The sequence below is a fragment of the Geodermatophilus sp. SYSU D00703 genome (assembly GCF_054050155.1).
In genome coordinates, this window is the sequence record NZ_JBJGYU010000010.1 from 103,143 (window position 1) to 120,776 (window position 17,634).

19 protein-coding genes are annotated in these 17,634 nt (G+C 76.8%); 8 read left to right on the plus strand and 11 right to left on the minus strand.

Annotated elements, in window-relative coordinates:
- Positions 1-3 precede the first annotated feature (3 nt).
- From ACI782_RS12440 to ACI782_RS12450, 3 genes are all read right to left on the minus strand, one after another.
- On the minus strand, positions 4-513 hold the full coding sequence (locus tag ACI782_RS12440) for a hypothetical protein (RefSeq protein WP_456909559.1): 510 nt from the start codon (positions 511-513) through the stop codon (positions 4-6).
- A 124-nt stretch (positions 514-637) separates the two neighbouring features.
- Positions 638-1,282 carry a class I SAM-dependent methyltransferase gene (locus ACI782_RS12445; RefSeq protein WP_456909561.1) on the minus strand — a complete coding sequence of 215 codons (645 nt, stop codon included), beginning with the start codon at positions 1,280-1,282 and terminating at the stop codon, positions 638-640.
- A 38-nt stretch (positions 1,283-1,320) separates the two neighbouring features.
- Entirely contained in the window at positions 1,321-2,496 is a 1,176-nt protein-coding gene (locus tag ACI782_RS12450; RefSeq protein ID WP_456909563.1) for a cysteine--tRNA ligase, read from the minus strand.
- 231 nt (positions 2,497-2,727) lie between these two features.
- Here ACI782_RS12450 and ACI782_RS12455 point away from each other — a divergent pair, with 231 nt between their 5' ends.
- From ACI782_RS12455 to ACI782_RS12480, 6 genes are all read left to right on the plus strand, one after another.
- Positions 2,728-2,859, plus strand: a complete 132-nt coding sequence (locus ACI782_RS12455; protein WP_456909565.1) for a hypothetical protein — start codon at positions 2,728-2,730, stop codon at positions 2,857-2,859.
- Positions 2,860-2,984: 125 nt separating this feature from the next.
- Positions 2,985-3,338, plus strand: coding sequence for a rhodanese-like domain-containing protein (locus ACI782_RS12460; RefSeq protein ID WP_456909567.1), 354 nt, complete (start codon positions 2,985-2,987; stop codon positions 3,336-3,338).
- Complete coding sequence (locus tag ACI782_RS12465) at positions 3,338-4,138, plus strand: sulfite exporter TauE/SafE family protein (RefSeq protein ID WP_456909569.1); 801 nt, start codon at positions 3,338-3,340, stop codon at positions 4,136-4,138. Before ACI782_RS12460 ends, ACI782_RS12465 begins: the two co-directional genes overlap by 1 nt.
- 50 nt (positions 4,139-4,188) lie before the next feature.
- Entirely contained in the window at positions 4,189-5,040 is an 852-nt protein-coding gene (gene pdxY / locus ACI782_RS12470) for a pyridoxal kinase PdxY (protein ID WP_456909571.1), read from the plus strand.
- A gap of 16 nt (positions 5,041-5,056) precedes the next feature.
- Complete coding sequence (locus ACI782_RS12475; protein WP_456909573.1) at positions 5,057-5,998, plus strand: alpha/beta fold hydrolase; 942 nt, start codon at positions 5,057-5,059, stop codon at positions 5,996-5,998.
- Positions 5,999-6,007: 9 nt separating this feature from the next.
- Positions 6,008-7,462 (plus strand): amino acid permease, encoded by a 1,455-nt coding sequence (locus tag ACI782_RS12480; protein WP_456909575.1) that lies wholly within the window; start codon positions 6,008-6,010, stop codon positions 7,460-7,462.
- On the opposite strand, the gene ACI782_RS12485 is transcribed toward ACI782_RS12480, so the two are convergent.
- The 5 genes from ACI782_RS12485 to ACI782_RS12505 form a co-directional block, all read right to left on the minus strand.
- Entirely contained in the window at positions 7,452-8,399 is a 948-nt protein-coding gene (locus ACI782_RS12485) for a quinone oxidoreductase family protein (RefSeq protein WP_456909577.1), read from the minus strand. The genes ACI782_RS12480 and ACI782_RS12485 overlap by 11 nt on opposite strands.
- A 52-nt stretch (positions 8,400-8,451) precedes the next feature.
- A complete protein-coding gene (locus ACI782_RS12490; protein ID WP_456909579.1) occupies positions 8,452-9,876 on the minus strand; it encodes an NADP-dependent succinic semialdehyde dehydrogenase in 1,425 nt (474 codons plus the stop codon).
- Between the two features lie 225 nt (positions 9,877-10,101).
- Positions 10,102-11,376 carry a patatin-like phospholipase family protein gene (locus tag ACI782_RS12495; RefSeq protein ID WP_456909581.1) on the minus strand — a complete coding sequence of 425 codons (1,275 nt, stop codon included), beginning with the start codon at positions 11,374-11,376 and terminating at the stop codon, positions 10,102-10,104.
- Between the two features lie 31 nt (positions 11,377-11,407).
- Positions 11,408-11,812: a hypothetical protein gene (locus ACI782_RS12500; RefSeq protein ID WP_456909583.1), complete on the minus strand. Its 405-nt coding sequence runs from the start codon at positions 11,810-11,812 to the stop codon at positions 11,408-11,410.
- Between the two features lie 158 nt (positions 11,813-11,970).
- Positions 11,971-13,080 (minus strand): zinc-dependent alcohol dehydrogenase, encoded by a 1,110-nt coding sequence (locus ACI782_RS12505; protein WP_456909585.1) that lies wholly within the window; start codon positions 13,078-13,080, stop codon positions 11,971-11,973.
- Between the two features lie 184 nt (positions 13,081-13,264).
- Here ACI782_RS12505 and ACI782_RS12510 point away from each other — a divergent pair, with 184 nt between their 5' ends.
- Together ACI782_RS12510 and ACI782_RS12515 are read left to right on the plus strand one after the other, a co-directional pair.
- Positions 13,265-13,918, plus strand: a complete 654-nt coding sequence (locus tag ACI782_RS12510) for a phosphoribosyltransferase (RefSeq protein ID WP_456909588.1) — start codon at positions 13,265-13,267, stop codon at positions 13,916-13,918.
- Positions 13,919-13,955: 37 nt separating this feature from the next.
- Positions 13,956-15,743, plus strand: coding sequence for a thiamine pyrophosphate-requiring protein (locus ACI782_RS12515; RefSeq protein WP_456909590.1), 1,788 nt, complete (start codon positions 13,956-13,958; stop codon positions 15,741-15,743).
- A 32-nt stretch (positions 15,744-15,775) separates the two neighbouring features.
- Here ACI782_RS12515 and ACI782_RS12520 read toward each other — a convergent pair whose 3' ends face one another.
- From ACI782_RS12520 to ACI782_RS12530, 3 genes are all read right to left on the minus strand, one after another.
- On the minus strand, positions 15,776-16,030 hold the full coding sequence (locus ACI782_RS12520) for a hypothetical protein (RefSeq protein ID WP_456909592.1): 255 nt from the start codon (positions 16,028-16,030) through the stop codon (positions 15,776-15,778).
- A gap of 97 nt (positions 16,031-16,127) precedes the next feature.
- On the minus strand, positions 16,128-17,009 hold the full coding sequence (locus tag ACI782_RS12525; RefSeq protein ID WP_456909594.1) for a diacylglycerol/lipid kinase family protein: 882 nt from the start codon (positions 17,007-17,009) through the stop codon (positions 16,128-16,130).
- 171 nt (positions 17,010-17,180) lie between these two features.
- On the minus strand, positions 17,181-17,618 hold the full coding sequence (locus tag ACI782_RS12530; protein WP_456909596.1) for a hypothetical protein: 438 nt from the start codon (positions 17,616-17,618) through the stop codon (positions 17,181-17,183).
- Positions 17,619-17,634: the final 16 nt, after the last annotated feature.

A 17,634-nucleotide genomic window follows, 5' to 3' on the forward strand; every position in this document is an offset into this window, starting at 1 on the left:
CGGTCAGGTGACCAGGGACTCCAGCGTCACGGCGGCCAGGAGCCGCGCCCACCACGGTCTCCGTCGCATCGGCGGAGTTGGACGGCTCCGGCGCCACAGCCGGCGGGCCGGCCGCACCGCCATCGCGCCGCCCTTCATGCTGACCCAGCCACCCGGCCCCATGGTCACCAGCGCCTTGGCGCCGCTGGGCCGGGCGGCCAGCCGGCGGGCTACCAGGACCCCGCCCACCACGACCTCCGCGGTGGTGATCACACGGGTGAGGTCGATCGCCGGGTGCCAGCGCACCCGCCCCTCCCGCACGACGAACGCGCCCAGCGGCCGCGCTCCGGCCATCTCGGCGTCGAACCCGCCGGCGTCCGATGCGACCGCGTCGCGGCGGGTCGCGGTGTGCGCGCGGGAGGCGGTCGCCGTGATGACGGTGACGCCGTCCCGCTCGTAGGGCGGGGCGAAGCCGACCACCGCGCCCCGCCGGGGCTCGGGCTCGAACGGGTCAGCGGTGCGCAGACGGTCCACGGGCGTCCTCCGGTGGGCTCGGCGACGGGCCGGCCCAGCCTGGCACCGGCCGCGCCCGACGACCACCGGGACGGAGATCCCGCGCCACCGGCCGGACGGCCCCCGACCCGCGCCGGCAGGAGGATCAGGTGCGGACGGCGGTCCCGAGCACCTGCGGAGCCGTCGGCATCGGCACCCGGGCATCGGGGAACCGGAAGCGCTCCAGCCGCTCCACGCGGAACCCCGCGGACTCGACGGCCGCGAGGGTCTCCCGGCTCGCGTGGCACCCACCGCCCAGGGCGGGCCAGACCGTCCGGTCGAGCACCCGCTGCACGCGGGCGAGGGCGCCGCCGTCCGCCCGGACGTGCTCCCAGAAGTGCAACCGCCCACCGGGCCGGAGCACCCGGCGCACCTCCCGCAGCGCGCGGCCCTGGTCGGGGACGCTGCACAGCACCAGGGAGACGACGGCCGCGTCGAACGTCCCGTCCGCGGCCGGGATCCGGTCGGCCACGCCGTCCACCACCGTCACGGGCACCGGGGCGTGCCGCGCGGCCTCCTCCGCCCGCGCGCGCAGGTACGCCTCGGGCTCGACGGCCACCACCTCGGTGACCGACGCCGGGACGTGCGCGAAGTTCGCCCCGGTTCCGGCGCCCACCTCGACGACCCGGCCGGAGAGGTCCGCGAGCAACCGCTGCCGGTACTCCCCCGCGCCGGAGCGCTCCATGGCCGCGGCCAGACGCGTGTAGAGCCGGGCGAACACGGGGTGGGCCACCCCGTCGGGAGAGCGCATGCGCCCAGGTCACCAGAGAGGTGGCCCGCTGTCCACGGTCAGCCGAGGGCGAGCACCCGCACCAGCAGCCGCGCGGCGTCCCCGCCGTCGGCGAGGGCGACCTCCAGCGCGCCGGGGACGTCGAGGTCGTCGAGCAGCCGGTCGGTCACCGCACCGGCGGCCGACGGCGAGGACGACGGCCGGCCGGCCGCCGAGTACAGCGCGTCCAGCCGCTCCGAGGCGCGCTCCACCAGCTCCGGCCGGTACTCCCACGGCTGCGACCACGGCCGGTCCAGCACCAGCAGGCGCAGCGCCGGGCCGCTGGCGACCCGCAGCAGGTCGGCGACCAGCGTGAGGTTGCCGGTGGACTTGGCCATCTTGGCGCCGTCCTGGGACACCGCACCGACGTGCACCTGCGCCCGCGCGAACGGGCCGACGCCGGAGGCCGCCTCCGCCATCGCCGTCTGGTAGCCGTGGTGCGGGAAGGCGAGGTCCGCGCCGCCGACGAGGACGTCGACCCCGTGCCCGAGGGTCGCCGTCGCCATGGCCGCGCACTCGGCGTGCCACCCCGGCCGCCCCCAGCCCCACGGCGAGGGCCAGGCGGGGTCGCGGTCGCCGGAGGGCCGCCACACCGGCACGTCGAACGGGTCGTCGCGCAGCGGGTCGTCGGGACCGTCGCCGAACTGCGCGGCCAGCTGCCGGGCCCCGCCGGCGTCCAGGCCGGAGCGCGCGACGACGTCGCCGGCGCGGAAGTAGACGTGCCCCTCGCGCACGTAGGCGCGGTCGTTGCGCAGCAGCGCCGCGGCCAGCTGCTGCACGTGCTGGACGTGGTGCCGGGCCCGCGGCGCGGCCGTCGGGGGCCGGACGGCGAGGGCGCGCATGTCCTGCTCGAAGGAGAACTCCTGGCTGAGCGCGAACTCGTCGTAGTGCCGGCCGCGGGCGTCAGCGGCCCGGGTGAGGACGTCGTCGACGTCGGTCACGTTCCGGCTGGTCCGCACCTCGGCGCCGGCCATGCGCAGCACCGCCCCCAGGACGTCGGCCCACACGAACGTCGCCGCGTGCCCGAGGTGCGTGACGTCGTAGGGCGTGATGCCGCAGACGTAGACGCGGGCGGGGCTGACGACCGGCAGCGGGCGCCCGGCCAGCCGGAGGTCGCCGGTGCGGACGGAGACGGGCTCGCCGACCCGGCCGGCCGCGCCGACGACACCCGAGGAGCTCAGAGGAGGCAGTGCCATGCCGCCATCCTGCCCGCCCTGGCCTGGCCGGTTGCCGCCCGCCCGGGGGACGTGCTTCTCTCGACCCGTGTACCGGGGTGGGCGCTCGAGCCGCGACGCGTTCTGCGTCTGCCTGCTCGCGGTCACCCCGCTGATCGTCGACGACCGGCTGTGTCCGGTGGGCCGCTCCGCCCGCTGAGCCCCCCGCTCGGTGGGCCCGCTCCCCCGCCCGCCGCACCCCGAGGACCTGTCGTGACCGACCGCGCCGCCGCTCCTCCCCTGCCCGCTCCCGCTCCGCCTGCCCCCGCCGCGCCCCGCCCGTCGCTGTGGCGCCGGGTGGTCGACGCGGTGTCCGCCGCCCACCGGGCGTCCGTCCCCTTCTGACCCTCCCGCGGCAGACGTCGGTCCCGCGCCTCCCCGGCCCAGGGCCCTGGTGCCCGGCGGGTGGGTGTGGTGCGCTCCCGGTGCGGCAGCCCTCGGCGGCCGCCGGACCCCTCGGGAGGACCGCCATGTCCGCCGCCGCGCACTCGTCCCGGCTCCCCGACGTCGGCCCGGACGAGGCCGCGGCGATGGTGGACCGGGGCGAGGCCGTGCTGCTCGACGTCCGCGAGCCCGACGAGTGGGCCGCGGGGCACGCGCCGGGCGCGGTCCACCTGCCCCTCGACCGGCTCGACCCCGCCGCCGTCCCGCCGGATCGCACCGTCGTCGCCGTCTGCCGTTCCGGGAACCGCTCGGGTACCGCGGCGGACCGGCTCGGGGCGGTCGGGGTCCCGGTGCAGAACCTGGCCGGGGGGATGCGGGCCTGGGCGGCCGCCGGCCGGCCGGTGGTCACCGACACCGGGCAGCCGGGCACCGTCACGTGATGGTCGCGGCCGTCGGGCTGGGCCTGGCCGTCGGCCTCGTCCTCGGCGCGCTCGGCGGCGGCGGGGCCCTCCTCACCGTCCCGGCGCTGGTCCACGTGCTGGGGCTGGAGGCGCAGGCGGCGACCACGGGCAGCCTGGTCATCGTCGGCACCAGCGCGGCCGTGGCGGCGCTGGGACACGCCCGCAGCGGCCGGGTCCGCTGGAGCGTGGCGGCCGGCTTCGTCGCCACCGGGATCCCCGCGGGGTTCGCCGGCACCGCGCTCAACCAGCGGGTGGACGCCGACGTCCTGCTGGTGGCCTTCTCCGGCGTGGTGCTGCTCGCCGCCGCGGTGATGGCGGCGCAGGCGCGGTCGCCGGCCGGCCGCCGCGTGGCGGTCGGTTCTCCGGCCCCCGACCCCGCGCCGGCGGCGCCACCCCGGACCCGCACCCGGGCGGTCGGCGTCCTCGCCGCCGGACTGGTGGCCGGCGTCATGGCCGGCTTCTTCGGCGTGGGCGGCGGCTTCGTCATCGTCCCCGTGCTGGCCCTCGTGCTGCGCCTGCCGATGCCCCAGGCGGTGGGCACGTCCCTGGTCGTCATCGCGGTGAACTCCGGCGCCGCCCTGCTCGCCCGCGCGGGCACGGCGCAGTTCGACTGGGCGGTGATCGCGCCGTTCACCCTCGCCGCGGTCGCCGGGTCCCTCGCCGGCAAGCGGGTCGCCGACCGGCTGTCCGCCCCCTCGCTCACCCGCGCGTTCGCCGTCCTCCTGGTGCTCGTGGCGGCGTACACCGGCGCGGTGGGCCTGGCCGGCCTGCTGGGCTGATCCCGGTCGGACCGCGACCGGCCCGCCCCGGTTGTGCGACCGTTCCCCGCATGGTCGCCGTCCTCTCCATCCAGTCGCACGTCGCCTACGGACACGTGGGCAACTCCTCCGCGGTGTTCCCCCTGCAGCGCCTCGGCATCGAGGTGTGGCCGGTGCACACGGTGCAGTTCTCCAACCACACCGGCTACGGCGAGTGGCGCGGCCGGGTCTTCGACGGGCCGGCCATCGAGGAGGTCGTGCAGGGCATCTCCGAGCGCGGGGTGCTCGGCCGCTGCGACGCCGTCCTGTCGGGGTACCTGGGGTCGGCCGACATCGGCCACGCGGTCGTGCAGACCGTCGCGCGGGTGCGGGCGGCCAACCCCGACGCCGTGTACTGCTGCGACCCGGTGATCGGCGACGTCGGCCGCGGCGTGTTCGTGCGGCCGGGCATCCCCGAGTTCATGCGCGAGGTCGCGGTGCCCGCCGCCGACGTCGTCACCCCCAACCACTTCGAGCTGGACTCGCTGTCGGGCCGCACCACCCGGACGATCGGGGAGGTCGCCGACGCGGTCACCGCCGTCCAGGCCCTCGGCCCACGCGTGGTGCTGACGACGTCCCTGGTCACCGACGACACCCCGGAGGACTCGGTCGACCTGCTCGCCTCCGAGGGCGGCCGGCACGTCCGGGTCCGGACGCCGCGGCTCGGCGTGGACGTGAACGGGGCCGGCGACGCGATCGCGGCGCTGTTCCTCGCCCACTGGCTGGCCGGCCGCGACGTCGGCACCGCCCTGGGCGCCGCTGCGGCCTCGGTGTACGGGCTGCTCAAGCGCACCGAGGAGGCCGGCTCGCGGGAGATCCTGCTCGTCGCCGCGCAGGAGGAGTTCGTGACACCCTCCCGCACGTTCGAGGTCACCGAGGTCTGAGCGCGGAGGAGCCGCCGTGGACGCGTCGCCCGCCCCCTGGCCACCCGGTGCCCGCTCCACGCACGTGGAGCTCGGCGGGGACCGCGTCCACCTCCTCGACCTGGGCGGCCCGCCGGGCGCGCCGGTGGTGCTGTGCGTGCACGGGCTCGGAGCCTCCGCGCTCTCCTTCGGCCTGCTGGGCCCGCTGCTGGCCGCCGACTCCCGCGTGCTCGCCGTCGACCTGCTCGCGCACGGCGGCTCCTCGGTGGGGGCCGACGCGGGCGCGGGCAACCGCCGGCTGATCGGGCGGGTCGTGCAGGAGGTCGTCGGGCAGCCGGTGGTCCTGGTCGGCCAGTCGATGGGCGGGGTGCTGGCGGTCCAGCACGCCGCCGAGGCGCCGGGGACGGTGGACCGGCTGGTGCTCATCGGCCCGCCGGTGCCCCGCCCGACGCGCCTGCCGCTGGACCCGGTGCTCGCCGCCCGGCGGGCCTTCCTGCGGCTGCCGCCGGTCGAGGCGGCGGTCGCCCGCACCCTGCGCCGGGCCACGCCCGAGGAGGTGGTCCGCCGGCAGGTCCGGCAGGCCACGCCGCACGCCGACCGCCTCCCCGCCGAGGTCGTCGCCGCCGCCGTGGCCGAGACCCGGGAGCGGGCCTCCCGGCCGGACGCCGCCGCCGCGCAGCGGGCGCAGTGGCGGGCGATCACCGACACCATGGCGGTGCTCGTGCGCCCGCGGCGGTTCCTGGCGACCGTGGGCGCGGTCGCCGCCCCCACCCTCTACCTGCAGGGCGCCGACGACCCGCTGGCACCGGCCGCGGCCGCGCGGGCCCTGGCGGCGGGCCGGCCGGGCTGGCGGCTGGAGGTGCTGCCCGGGGTCGGCCACCTGCCGCACCTGGAGGCGCCCGCGGGGACCGCGGACCGGATCCGCCGGTGGCTGGCCGAGCCGGTCGCCCGGGAGGCGGAGGCGGCCGGCCCCGCCTAGCGTGAACCGGTGCGGCTGTTCCGGACCAAGCCGGTCGAGATGCTCGGGGACGACGAGAGCGCGCACGTCGGGCACCTGCGCCGGCACCTGAGCGCCCGGCACCTGGTGGGATTCGGCATCGGCGTGGTCATCGGCACCGGCATCTTCACCCTCACCGGGGTGGAGGCCCGCGACACCGCGGGGCCGGCCGTGGTGGTCTCCTTCGCCCTCGCCGGCGTCGTCGCCCTGCTCGCCGCGCTCTGCTACGCGGAGCTGGCCGCCTCCGCCCCGACCGCCGGCAGCGCCTACTCCTACGCCTACGCCACCGCCGGCGAGGTGGTCGCCTGGGTGATCGGCTGGGACCTGTTCCTCGAGTTCGCCCTCGGCGCCGCCGTGGTGGCCCGGGGCTGGTCGGGCTACGTGGGCAACCTGCTCGACCTGCCGCCGTCGCTGTTCGGCGAGGAGGCGACGGTCAACGTGGGCGCCGCCCTGATCGTCGTCGTCCTCACGGTGGTGGCGGCGCTGGGCGTGCGGGAGTCCGCCCGCGTCACCGGGGCGCTCGTCGTCGTCAAGGTGGCCGTCTGCGTCTTCGTCGTCGTCGCCGGCGCCTGGTTCGTCCGCGGCGCCAACCTCACCCCGTTCGTGCCCGCGGCGCAGCCGGCCGAGGGGTCCGGCGGCCTGACCCGCCCGGTGATCCAGGCGATCGCCGGCATCGACCCGATCGCGTTCGGCGTCGGGGGTGTCCTCACCGCCGCCGCGGTGGTGTTCTTCGCCTACACCGGCTTCGAGGCGGTGGCCAACCTGTCGGAGGAGACCCGCCGCCCCGGCCGCGACCTGCCGCTCGGGCTGCTCGGCACGCTCGGGCTGTCCACCGCGCTCTACATCGGCGTCTCGCTGGTCGTCGTCGGGATGGTCCGCTACGACCGGCTCGACCGCGGTGCCCCGATAGCCGACGCCTTCGACCAGGTGGGCCTCGGCTGGGCGGCGGCCCTCATCGCGCTCGCCGCGGTCGCCGGGCTGACCTCGGTGATCCTGGTCGACCTCATCACGGTCAGCCGGATCGGCTTCGCGATGGGCCGGGACGGGCTGCTGCCGCCGGTGGTCGCGCGGGTCAGCCCGCGCACCGGGACGCCGGTCCGCGTCACGCTCTCCTTCGCCGTCCTGGTGCTGGTCATGGCCACGTTCGTGCCGCTGGGCACGCTGGCCGACCTGGTCAGCATCGGCACGCTGTTCGCGTTCCTGCTGGTGTCGGTCGCCGTGGTCGTCCTGCGGTACACGCGCCCGGAGATGCGCCGGCCCTTCCGGGTGCCGCTGTCCCCCGTGCTGCCCGCCGTCTCGGCGCTGGCCTGCCTGTACCTCATGCTCAACCTGAGCATCGAGACCTGGCTGCGCTTCCTGGCGTGGCTGGCGCTCGGCCTGGTGGTGTACGCGGCCTACGGCCACCGGCACTCGCGGGTGGGCGCCCGCGGCGACGTCAGGGGATGAGCACGAGCTTGCCGTGGGTGTGCCCGGCCATCCCCCGCCGGTGGGCCGCGGCGGCGTCGTCCAGCGGGTAGCTGCCGGCGACGACGACCTCGAGCCGGCCGGCCCCGGCGAGCTCGGCGAGCCCGGTCCGGGCGGCGTCGCGCAGCTCCGTGCCCGGGTCGGCCCCCGGCCCGCTGCCGAGCAGCTGCAGCCCCTCGGCGGCACCGCGGGCGAACGCGGCGATGGAGGCGATCCGCCGCCGGTCGGGCACCAGCTGCAGCGAGACGTCGACGGCCTCGTCCGTGCCGACGGTGTCCACGGCCGCGGTCACCCCGCCGGGCGCCAGCTCCCGCACGCGGTCGGCCAGGCCGGCGCCGTAGCGGACCGGCTCGGCGCCGAGCCGGCGCACCAGGTCCGCGCCGTCCCCGCCGACCGTGCCGACGACGCGGGCCCCGCGCAGGGCCGCGAGCTGCACCGCCATGAGCCCGACGCCGCCGGCGGCGCCGTGCACGAGCACGGTGTCGTCCGCGCCGACGCCGGTGGCGGTCAGCGCGTGCACCGCGGTGGCCCCGGTCAGCATCAGGCCGGCCGCCTGCTCCCAGCCCAGCGCCGACGGCTTGGGCACCAGCGCGGTGGCGGGCGCGACCAGCTCCGCGGCGTACGCACCGCTGAGCCGGAAGCCGATCACCTCGTCCCCGACCGCGACCGGGCCGTCCGGGCCGACGGCGTCCGGACCGACCGCGGTCACCACCCCGGCGGCCTCGAAGCCCAGCCGCCGCGGCAGCCGGTCCGGGTCGGTGCCGAACGCCCCGCTGTAGGACTTCCAGTCCGCGGGGTTCACCCCCGCCGCGCGCACCGCGACCCGCGCCTCGCCGGGACCGGGCTCGCGCACCGGCTCGTCGACGACGGAGAGCACCTCGGGCCCGCCGTAGCGGGGAGCCAGGACGACGTGCGTCATGCCCGACCGCAACCCGGTCGCGGGCCCGGCTGTTCCGGCCCGCGACCGGTCGTCACTCGCTGGCGGCCGTGCCCGTGTCGCCCTCGCCCTGCTTGCTGCTCGGCGGGCCGATCCAGACCGTCTTGGCGTTGGTGAACTCGTACATGCCCACCTCGGTCAGCTCCCGGCCGTAACCGCTCTGCTTGACCCCGCCGAAGGGCAGTTCCGGGTAGCTGGTCGTCATGCCGTTGACGAACGCCATCCCGGACTGGACGTCACGGATGAACCGCAGCCGCTCGCCCTGGTCCTCGCTCCAGAGGTTGGCGCCGAGCCCGTAGACGTGGTCGTTGGCGATCTTCAGCGCCTCGTCGAGGTCGGCGACGGTCCACAGGGCCGCGACCGGGCCGAAGACCTCCTCGGAGTACATCGCCATCTCCGGGGTCACGCCCGTGACCAGGGTGGGCTCGTAGAACCAGCCGGGCCCGTCCACCCGCTTCCCGCCGGTCACCACGGTCGCGCCCTTGTCGACGGCGTCCTGCACGTACCGCTCGACGTCGTCCCGCCCCGACGCGGTGGCCAGCGGGCCCACCTTGGTGTCCTCCTCCATCGGGTCGCCCACCGTCAGGGCCGCCAGCTTCTCGGCGAACAGGCGGGTGAACTCCTCGGCGACGTCGGTGTGGACGAAGAAGCGCTTGGCCGCGATGCAGCTCTGCCCGTTGTTCTGGCAGCGGGCGGTCACCGCGACCTCGGCCGCCTTGTCCAGGTCGGCCGACGGCATGACGATGAACGGGTCGCTGCCGCCGAGCTCGAGCACGGTCTTCTTGATGACGTCCCCGGCAACCCGCGCCACCGCCTCACCGGCGGCGTTGCTGCCGGTCAGCGTCGCGGCGACCACCCGGTCGTCGCGCAGCACCTGCTCGACGGCGCCCGACCCGATGAGCAGCGTCTGGAACACGTCGGCGGGGAAGCCGGCCTTCCGGAAGAGCTCCTCGAGGTAGAGCGCGGTCTGCGGCACGTTGCTGGCGTGCTTGAGCAGGCCGACGTTGCCGGCCATGAGCGCCGGCGCGGCGAACCGCATCGCCTGCCACAGCGGGAAGTTCCACGGCATGACCGCCAGCACCACGCCCAGCGGCTGGTGGACGACGTAGGCCTCGACCGCCCCGACCTTCTCGGCGTCGGCCGGCCGGGGCTGCAGGAACTCCTCGCCGTGCTCGGCGAAGTAGCGCAGCGCCTTGACGCACTTGGCGGCCTCGGCCTTCGCCGACGCCAGCGTCTTGCCCATCTCGGTGGTCATGAGCGCGGCGATCTGGTCGATGTCGGCCTCCAGGACATCGGCCGCCGAGCGCAGCCAGCCCGCCCGCTGCCGCGGGCTGGTCAGCCGGTACCCGTCGAACGCGGCCGCGGCGCGGGCGAGCTTCTCCCCGAGCGCCTCGTCCGACAGCGGCTCGTAGGTCTTGAGCGTCTCTCCCGTCGCCGGGTTGATCGTCGCGATGGCCATGGGTGTCCTCCCTCCGGGGTGGCCGGTCTCGGCCCCCAGCGCGTCACATCGTGCTCTCGCACCCGGTGCCCTGTCCCGGTCGGGCGCACACGCAGTGAGGACGGCGAGGGTGCGCTGCGGCAGGAGGCCCGCGTCGAGCGCTGCGCCTGCGAGGCGGGAGCAGCACACCTCCGACGCGCAGGCCGACCGGCTCGTGGACCCGTTCCGGTCGGTGGTGGCCGGGCCCTATGACGGCGCCGGGCCGAGCCGGAGGCGGACGAGCCGGTCGCCCCGGAACTCGGCCTCGACGCGGCCGCGACCGCCCGGTCCCCCGGCGGCGGGGTGCACCGACCAGGCGGTCCGCTCCCGGGTCACCTGCTTGCGGGTGACGTCGACGCGGGCGTCCTGCGCCAGCTCGCGCACCAGCTCCCGGAGCGGCCGCCCGCGCACCGGGCCGCGCTCGGTGAACGGTGCGGTGGAGGTCAGCTCGGCGTCGTCGGCGAGGGAGCGCACCAGCTCCTCGGCGTCGCCGCGCTCCCACGCCCGCTCGAAGGCCAGCGCGGTGAGGAAGGAGTCGGCCTGCCGTTCCCCCTGGGCCATGAGACCGCGGAGGAAGCGGATGTCGCGGTTGACCTTCGACGCCGGCCCCAGCCACCGCGCGGACCGCTGGCGGGGGAACTCGATGACCCGCACGGTGACCTGCCGGTAGCCCCCGCCGACCAGGTGACCCTCGGCCAGCAGCCGGTCGATCGTCTCGATGGCGTGCAGCTCCTGGTACAGGGAGAGGTTGCCGGCCAGCTCGTTGCGCCGGTCGGCGATGGCGAGCACGCTGCGCGGCACGCGCTCCCGGGCCGTCGGGTTGATCTGCACCACCCACAGCTCGTCCGGCTGCGCGTCGAGCAGCTCGCGCACCGGCGGGTTCTGGGAGAACAGGCCGTCCCAGTAGGTGCCGCCGTCGGCGCGCACGGCCGGGAACGCCGTGGGGATCGCCGCCGACGCCAGGACCATCTCGGCGCTGATCCGGTCGCGGCGGCTGGAGAAGGCCCGGAAGCGGCCCGACAGCACGTCGACGGCACCGATCAGCAGGAGCGGGTGGCGCGCGAGGTCGTCGACCTGGAACCGGTCGAAGTCGATCCACCGGCGGAGCAGCGCGCGGAAGTGCTCCAGGCCGGTGACCGGGATGTCGTACGGGCTCACGGCCGGCAGCAGGCCGATGCTCTGCAACGCCGTGCCCCACAGCATCCACCCGTTGATCGCCCGCTCAACGACGCCCGCGGCGGCGTTGTCGGTCCAGAACCCGTCCAGCCGGGCCTTCGCGGCCCGCCGGTCGCCGTCGACCAGGGCCGACCAGGCCAGCGCCGCGCACACCGCCCCACCCGAGGTCCCGCTGAGCCCCACGACCCGGGAGTCGTCGAGCTCGTCCGCGGTGAGCAACCGACCGAGGACGCCGGCCGTGAAGGCGGTGTGGCTGCCCCCGCCCTGACACGCGATGGCCACCCGCCGCTCGGGACCGCCGGTCACGCTGGCCTCCCTCCGGGAGGACGGCCGTCCGTCAGGACGGGGAGGCGGTGGGGGTCTGCTCGTCCCCCGCGGGCGGCGGAGGTGCCACCCGGCGGTGCCGGGACAGCTGGGTCAGCCGACGGACGAACCGGCCGTCCCGGTGCGGCACGTGCACGCGCGGCCAGTGCACGTGCGGCCGTGGGAGGCGGTCCACGACGTGCGCCGGCAGGTGTACGTGCGGCAGGTGCAGGTGGGGCACGTGCCGCCCGGACTCCGGCGACCCCGGCGCCAGCAGCGCCGCCGCCCGCGCGCGCAGCGAGGCCTCCTCCCGCGCCCGGATCGCCACCTGCGCCGCTCGGTGGTGCGCCTCCCACCGGGCGGTGTTGCTCCTCGCCAGCCAGATGACCAGCCCGGTGGCAGCCAGGAAGCCGAGGACGCTGACGAACGCCCACCCCATGACGGCCCCTCTCCTGAGGCCGCCGCGCAGCCCGGGTGCCCGGCGTCCGCGGCGATGAGCGGAGGATCCCGCGGTCACGCTTGCGGAACAAGGTCGTCCGTCACGGCGCGCAGGTGACACGCCGGGAGACGTCGAACGGGTGGCGACGGGGTGCCGGGTCAGGCGGCGTCGAAGCGCAGCACCGCCTGCAGCGGCGGGGCCGCCAGCCGGCGGCCGGCCAGGTCGGCCAGCAGCCGCGGCCCCTGCTCGAACGGCAGGACGTCGGTCACCAGGCAGCTGCGGACGTCGTCCCCCCGGGCTCGCAGCAGGTCGAGGGTGACCTCGGCCAGCGCGGTCCGCGGCCAGGCGTCGGCCATGCCGCGGGGCACCCGGCTGATCTGGGCGCAGACCACCGACAGGCCGTTGTGGTGAAACTCCTCGCCGAGCCGCACCGCCTCCGCCCCGGCCTGGTAGAAGCCCAGGTCGACGGCGACACCCTGCGGCCGCAGCGCCTTGAGCGCGGTGGCCAGCGCGGCGTCGTGGCCCCGGCACTGGAGCACCACGTCGGCGCCGGCGTCCCCCGGCCCGTGCCGCCAGCGCCGCTTGACCGCCCGCCAGGCCGAGGCGTCGGCGTCGTCCATGGTGGCCAGGCCCAGGGTCTCGGCGACCGCCCGGCGCGCGGGTGAGGGCTCGGCGACCACGACGTCCGCGGCACCGTGCCGGACGGCGAGCAGCGCCGAGAGCAGGCCGATCACGCCCGCGCCGGTGACCAGCACGTGCCGGTCGCGGACGCCGGCGTCGAGACCCGCGGCGGGCCCGGCGAGCGCGGCGGCCGCGTGCAGCAGGCCGTTGACGCAGATCGGCCCCATCTGGGCGAGGTAGACCCCGAGGACCGGGTCGAGGTCGTCGGGCACCGGGACCACCGTCGTCGTGGCCGGGTCGACGCAGCGCCCGGTGCGGTGCCCGTAGGCCACGGCCACCAGCGCGCCCTCCGCGAGGGCGGGGGTGCGGCTCTCGGTGACCCGGCCGACCTCCATGTAGCCCAGCGCGCGGACCGGGTAGGCCGCGGGCGGACCGCTGTCGTCGAACGAGCGGGTGTCGGGGTCCCAGTGCAGCAGGTGGTGCGGGTCGGTGCCGCGGACCAGGGCGACCTCGGTGCCGGCGCTCACCCCGCTCCACTCGGTGTGCACCCACGCCTGCCCGGGACCGGGCTCGGGCTCCACGTCGTCGATGACCGCCGGCTGTCCGGGCGCGACGACCCCGATGGTGCGGATCGGCCGGCCGCTCACGGTGCTCCCCGGTCCGCCGCCGCGGCGGCCCTGACCTGGGCGGTCCTCGTCGTCACGCGGCCTCCCTGCCCAGGGCGCCCGACCCGCAACCCCTGCAGACCGGCCACGCGTACCGGCCGACCGGCCCGGGTACTCCCGACCGGTCGCGGAGCCCACGACGCCGGACGGTGGAACCGAGGAAGCCGTGACCGCGAAGCCGTTCGCCGACCGCGCCGCGGCCGGGCGCGCGCTCGCCGCCCGGCTGGCCGGGTCGGCCGCGCCGGACCTGGTGGTGCTCGGCCTGCCCCGCGGCGGGGTGGTGGTGGCCGCGGAGGTCGCCCGCGCGCTCGGCGGGACCCTCGACATCGTCGTCGTCCGCAAGGTGGGCGTGCCGTGGCAGCCGGAGCTCGCGATGGGGGCGATCGCCGCCGCCGGCGAGGACGTGGAGACCGTGCGCGAGGAACGGGTCCTCGCGCGGGTCGACCTGGACGACGAGGCCTTCGCCCGGGCCCGCGAGGACGAGATCGCGGAGCTGCGCCGCCGGGAGCAGGCCTACCGGCAGGGTCGGCCGGCCACCCCGCTGGCCGGGCGGCCGGTGGTCCTGGTGGACGACGGCCTGGCCACCGGCTCCACGATGCGCGCCGCCGTCGCCGCCGTCCGCCGGCAGGCGCCCGCCCGGGTCACCGTCGCCGTGCCGGTCGCCTCGCCGTTCGCCTGCGAGCGGATCGCGGCCGACGTCGACGAGGTCGCCTGCCTGTGGGCGCCGGCGTCGTTCTCCGCGGTCGGCCAGGGGTACGACGACTTCCGCGCCACCACCGACGAGGAGGTCCGCGCGGCCCTCGACGGCCCCGCGCCCTGAGGCGTCACGAGCCCCGGCACCGGGGTATGGCGCCGAGATGAGCGAGCGCCTGGTCGCGGACCTGGTCGTCGAGCGGCTGCGGCAGTGGGGCGTCCCGCGGGTCTACGGCTACTCCGGCGACGGCATCAACGCGGTGATGGGTGCGCTGCGCCGGGCCGGGGAGCCGGAGTTCGTCCAGGCGCGGCACGAGGAGGCCGCCGCGTTCATGGCCGTGGGGCACGCCAAGTACACCGGCGGCGTCGGCGTCGTCCTGTCCACCCAGGGGCCCGGCGCGGTGCACCTGCTGACCGGGCTCTACGACGCCAAGCTCGACGGCGTCCCGGTCGTCGCGGTGATGGGCCAGCAGCAGCGCACGGTGATGGGGTCGCAGTACCAGCAGGAGATCGACCTGCTGTCCCTGGTCAAGGACGTCGCCGCGCAGTTCGCCCAGGTGGTGACGACAGCCGAGCAGCTGCCGCTGGTCCTCGACCGGGCGTTCCGCACCGCGCTGGCGACCCGCTCCCCGACGGTCGTCGTCCTCCCCCACGACGTGCAGCAGCTGCCGGCTCCGGAGGGCGACCAGGAGCACGGCGTCGTGCTGACCGCGCCGACCTGGCGCCCGGGGCGGGTCCTCCCCCACGACGACGACCTGCGCGCCGCCGCGGACGTGCTCGACGCCGGGGCGAAGGTCGCCCTGCTGGTCGGCCAGGGCGCCCGGGCCGCCCGCGCAGAGGTCGTCGCCGTCGCCGAGCGGCTGGGGGCGGGGATCGCCACCAGCCTGCTGGGCAAGCCGCACGTCGACGAGGACCACCCGCTCGCGGCCGGGGTCATGGGCCACCTGGGGACGACGGCCAGCGGCTTCCTCCTCGGCACCTGCGACACCCTGCTGATGGTCGGCACCAACGACCCCTGGACGGAGTACTACCCGCCGCCGGGACAGGCCCGGGCCGTGCAGATCGACCTCGACGGGCGCCACCTGGGCGACCGCTACCCGATCGAGGTGCCGCTGCTCGGGGACGCCGGCGAGACGCTGCGCGCGCTGCTGCCGCTGCTGCGGGACCGGGACCGGAGCTCGTGGCGGGGCGAGGTCGAGAGCGCCGTCCGCTCGTGGCGGGAGCTCGCGGAGCGGCGCGCGCGGACGCCGGCCGAGCCGGTCAACCCCGCGCTCGTGGTGGCCGAGCTCAGCCCGCGTCTGCCCACCGACGCGCAGGTCGCCGTGGACGTCGGGTCGGTGACCTACTGGTACGCCCGTCACCTGCGGCTGCCCGAGGCCGTGCCGGCGCACCTGTCGAGCACCCTGGCGTCGATGGGCTGCTCGGTCCCCTACGGGCTGGCGGCCAAGCTGGCCGAGCCGGGCCGGCCGGTGGTCGCGCTCAGCGGCGACGGTGCGATGCAGATGCTGGGCAACGCCGAGCTGGTGACCGTGGCGCACCGCTGGCGGCAGTGGGCCGATCCCCGGTTCGTCGTCTGCGTGCTGCACAACCGCGACCTGGCGGAGGTCACCTGGGAGCAGCGGGAGACGGAGGGCGACCCCCGGTTCGACGAGAGCCAGTCCCTGCCCGACTTCCCCTACGCCGGCTACGCCGAGCTGCTGGGGCTCACCGGCATCCGGGTGACCGACCCCGCGGAGCTCGGCCCGGCGTGGGACCGGGCCCTGGCCGCCGACCGGCCGGTCGTCCTCGAGGCCCTGGTCGACCCCGACGTGCCGCTGCTGCCGCCGTTCCCGGCCGGGGAGCAGAAGCTGGACTCCTTCCGCTCCGGGCTGGCGCAGGAGGGGCCGGCCGGCGAGCACGCCCGGCGCCTGCTCGACACCTACGCCGACCAGGAGCGCGACGCCGGCCGCTGATCGCCTCCCCGGCCTCGGCGCGGCTCCTCCGGCTACCCGGCCCCCGTGCGCGGCGGAAGCGGACCAGCCCCGCAGCGGAACAGGTCCCCGTACGCCTGACGGGCCAGGATCTCGGCCGCCGCGCAGTCGGCGGCGCCCCGCCCGACGATCAGCGCCATGAGGTCGTCGCGCTCAGCGGGGGTGACGTAGTCGGCCAGCTCCCGTGTCAAGGCCCGGTGCGCCCGCCGTGTGCTGCTGGCGTGGCTGACGTGGACACGGAGCCTGCGGTGCAGGGCGATCCAGGGCATCACTGTCTCCAGTCCCCCCGACATCGCAAGTCTCCCACGACGGGGCGGGTCCGTCCCCGGGATGGCCGCTCGGGCCGACCACCGTCGTCTGCCGTGCTCAACCCGCCGTGAGGACCGACCAGGCGGCGGCCTGGACACGCCACGTCCGGGACGGGACCGGGTCCCCGAGCTCGCCGTCCGCGTCGAGCGTGACCGGCGCCCCGGAGAACGTCACCTCGCGGCCGGACACGACGAGGACGTCGTCCCGCGCGGTGTGCCGGCCGGTCACCAGCGCCAGCGCGTAGGCGGCCCGGGCCAGCGGACCGGTCGCCGTGCAGACGACGACGTCGGCGAGGCCGTCGTCCGGCCGAGCGTCCGGGGCGAGGGGGTGACCGCCGCCGATCGTCGGCCCGTTGCACACGGCGGCCATGAGAACGCGCCCGCCACCGACGGGCCGGCCGTCCACCTCCACGACGAGGTCCCAGCCGGTCGTCGTCAGGCCGGCGAGCACCGCCCCGACCGGGAAGGCGGCCCGCTTGAGCACGGGCTTGACCCGGGCCGCCGCCGCGTAGGCGCGGGGCCCGACGCCGGCGTGGACGGCGTTGACCACGACCCCGCCCACGTCGTCGCGCAACAGGTCCAGCCGCCGCGGGACGCCGGTGGCCACGACGGTGGCGGCCGCGACCGGGTCGAGCGGCACGGCGAGGGCCCGGGCGAGGTCGTTGCCGGTGCCGAGCGGGACGACCCCGAGGGGCTCGGCGGCGTCGAGCGACCCCGCCCGGTCCAGTGACCGCACCACCGCGTGAACGGAACCGTCCCCGCCCACGACCACCAGTCGCCGGCCGTCGCGGGCCGCGACCGCCGCGTCGAGCTCGTCCTCGTCGCCGGTCACGGCGACCTCGACCTCGGCGTGCCGGCGCAGCTCGGCCACGCTGGCGGTGACCGCCTCGTCGTCGGCGGTGCCCGCCGACCGGTTCACGACCGCGAGCAGCCGGCGCACCCTCCGCTCCTACCTCTCCCCGTCACTCACGGACAGGCGACCGGCGTCGTCGGCGAGGAGCTGGAACTGCCGCTCGACGACGGCGTGGTCGTCGGCGAGGAGTGGCCGATGTCGCCGGGCTGCGCCGGGTGCTGCAGGGCCATGGGGTCCCCCGTCCTGAGTGGCGCGCGATCAGACCACCAGCCATCTACCCGGGCCGCGGTCCGGCACGCATCGCCCCCTCCGGGAGGCCCGGCCCGGGTGCTCGCCACGGTCGCGGCGCGCCTGCGCAGCGCGCTGGGGCCGTTCCCGGTGATCGGGGTCGGCCTCGCCGTCGCCCTCGGCATCACCGAGGCGGGTGGTCGCGGCTCTGGCCGGCACCCGGCCCGCCTGTACGTCGCGGCGCACCGTGCCACCGACGTCTTGGCGGGCCCCCTCGCGCCAGGAGACATCCCCGCTGAGCAGGATCGCGGCCAGCGTCGAGCCGAGGGCCACGGTGACCACGAGGTCGAAGGCGTTGAGCGTGGCCGGCGTCCGCTTGCCCGACAGCCGCAGCACCACCACCACGGCCAGGTGGGCGCAGGCCCGCCAGCGAGGATGCGGCCCAGGTCGGACCGCGAGTCGAGCCACATCTGCGTCTCCTGTC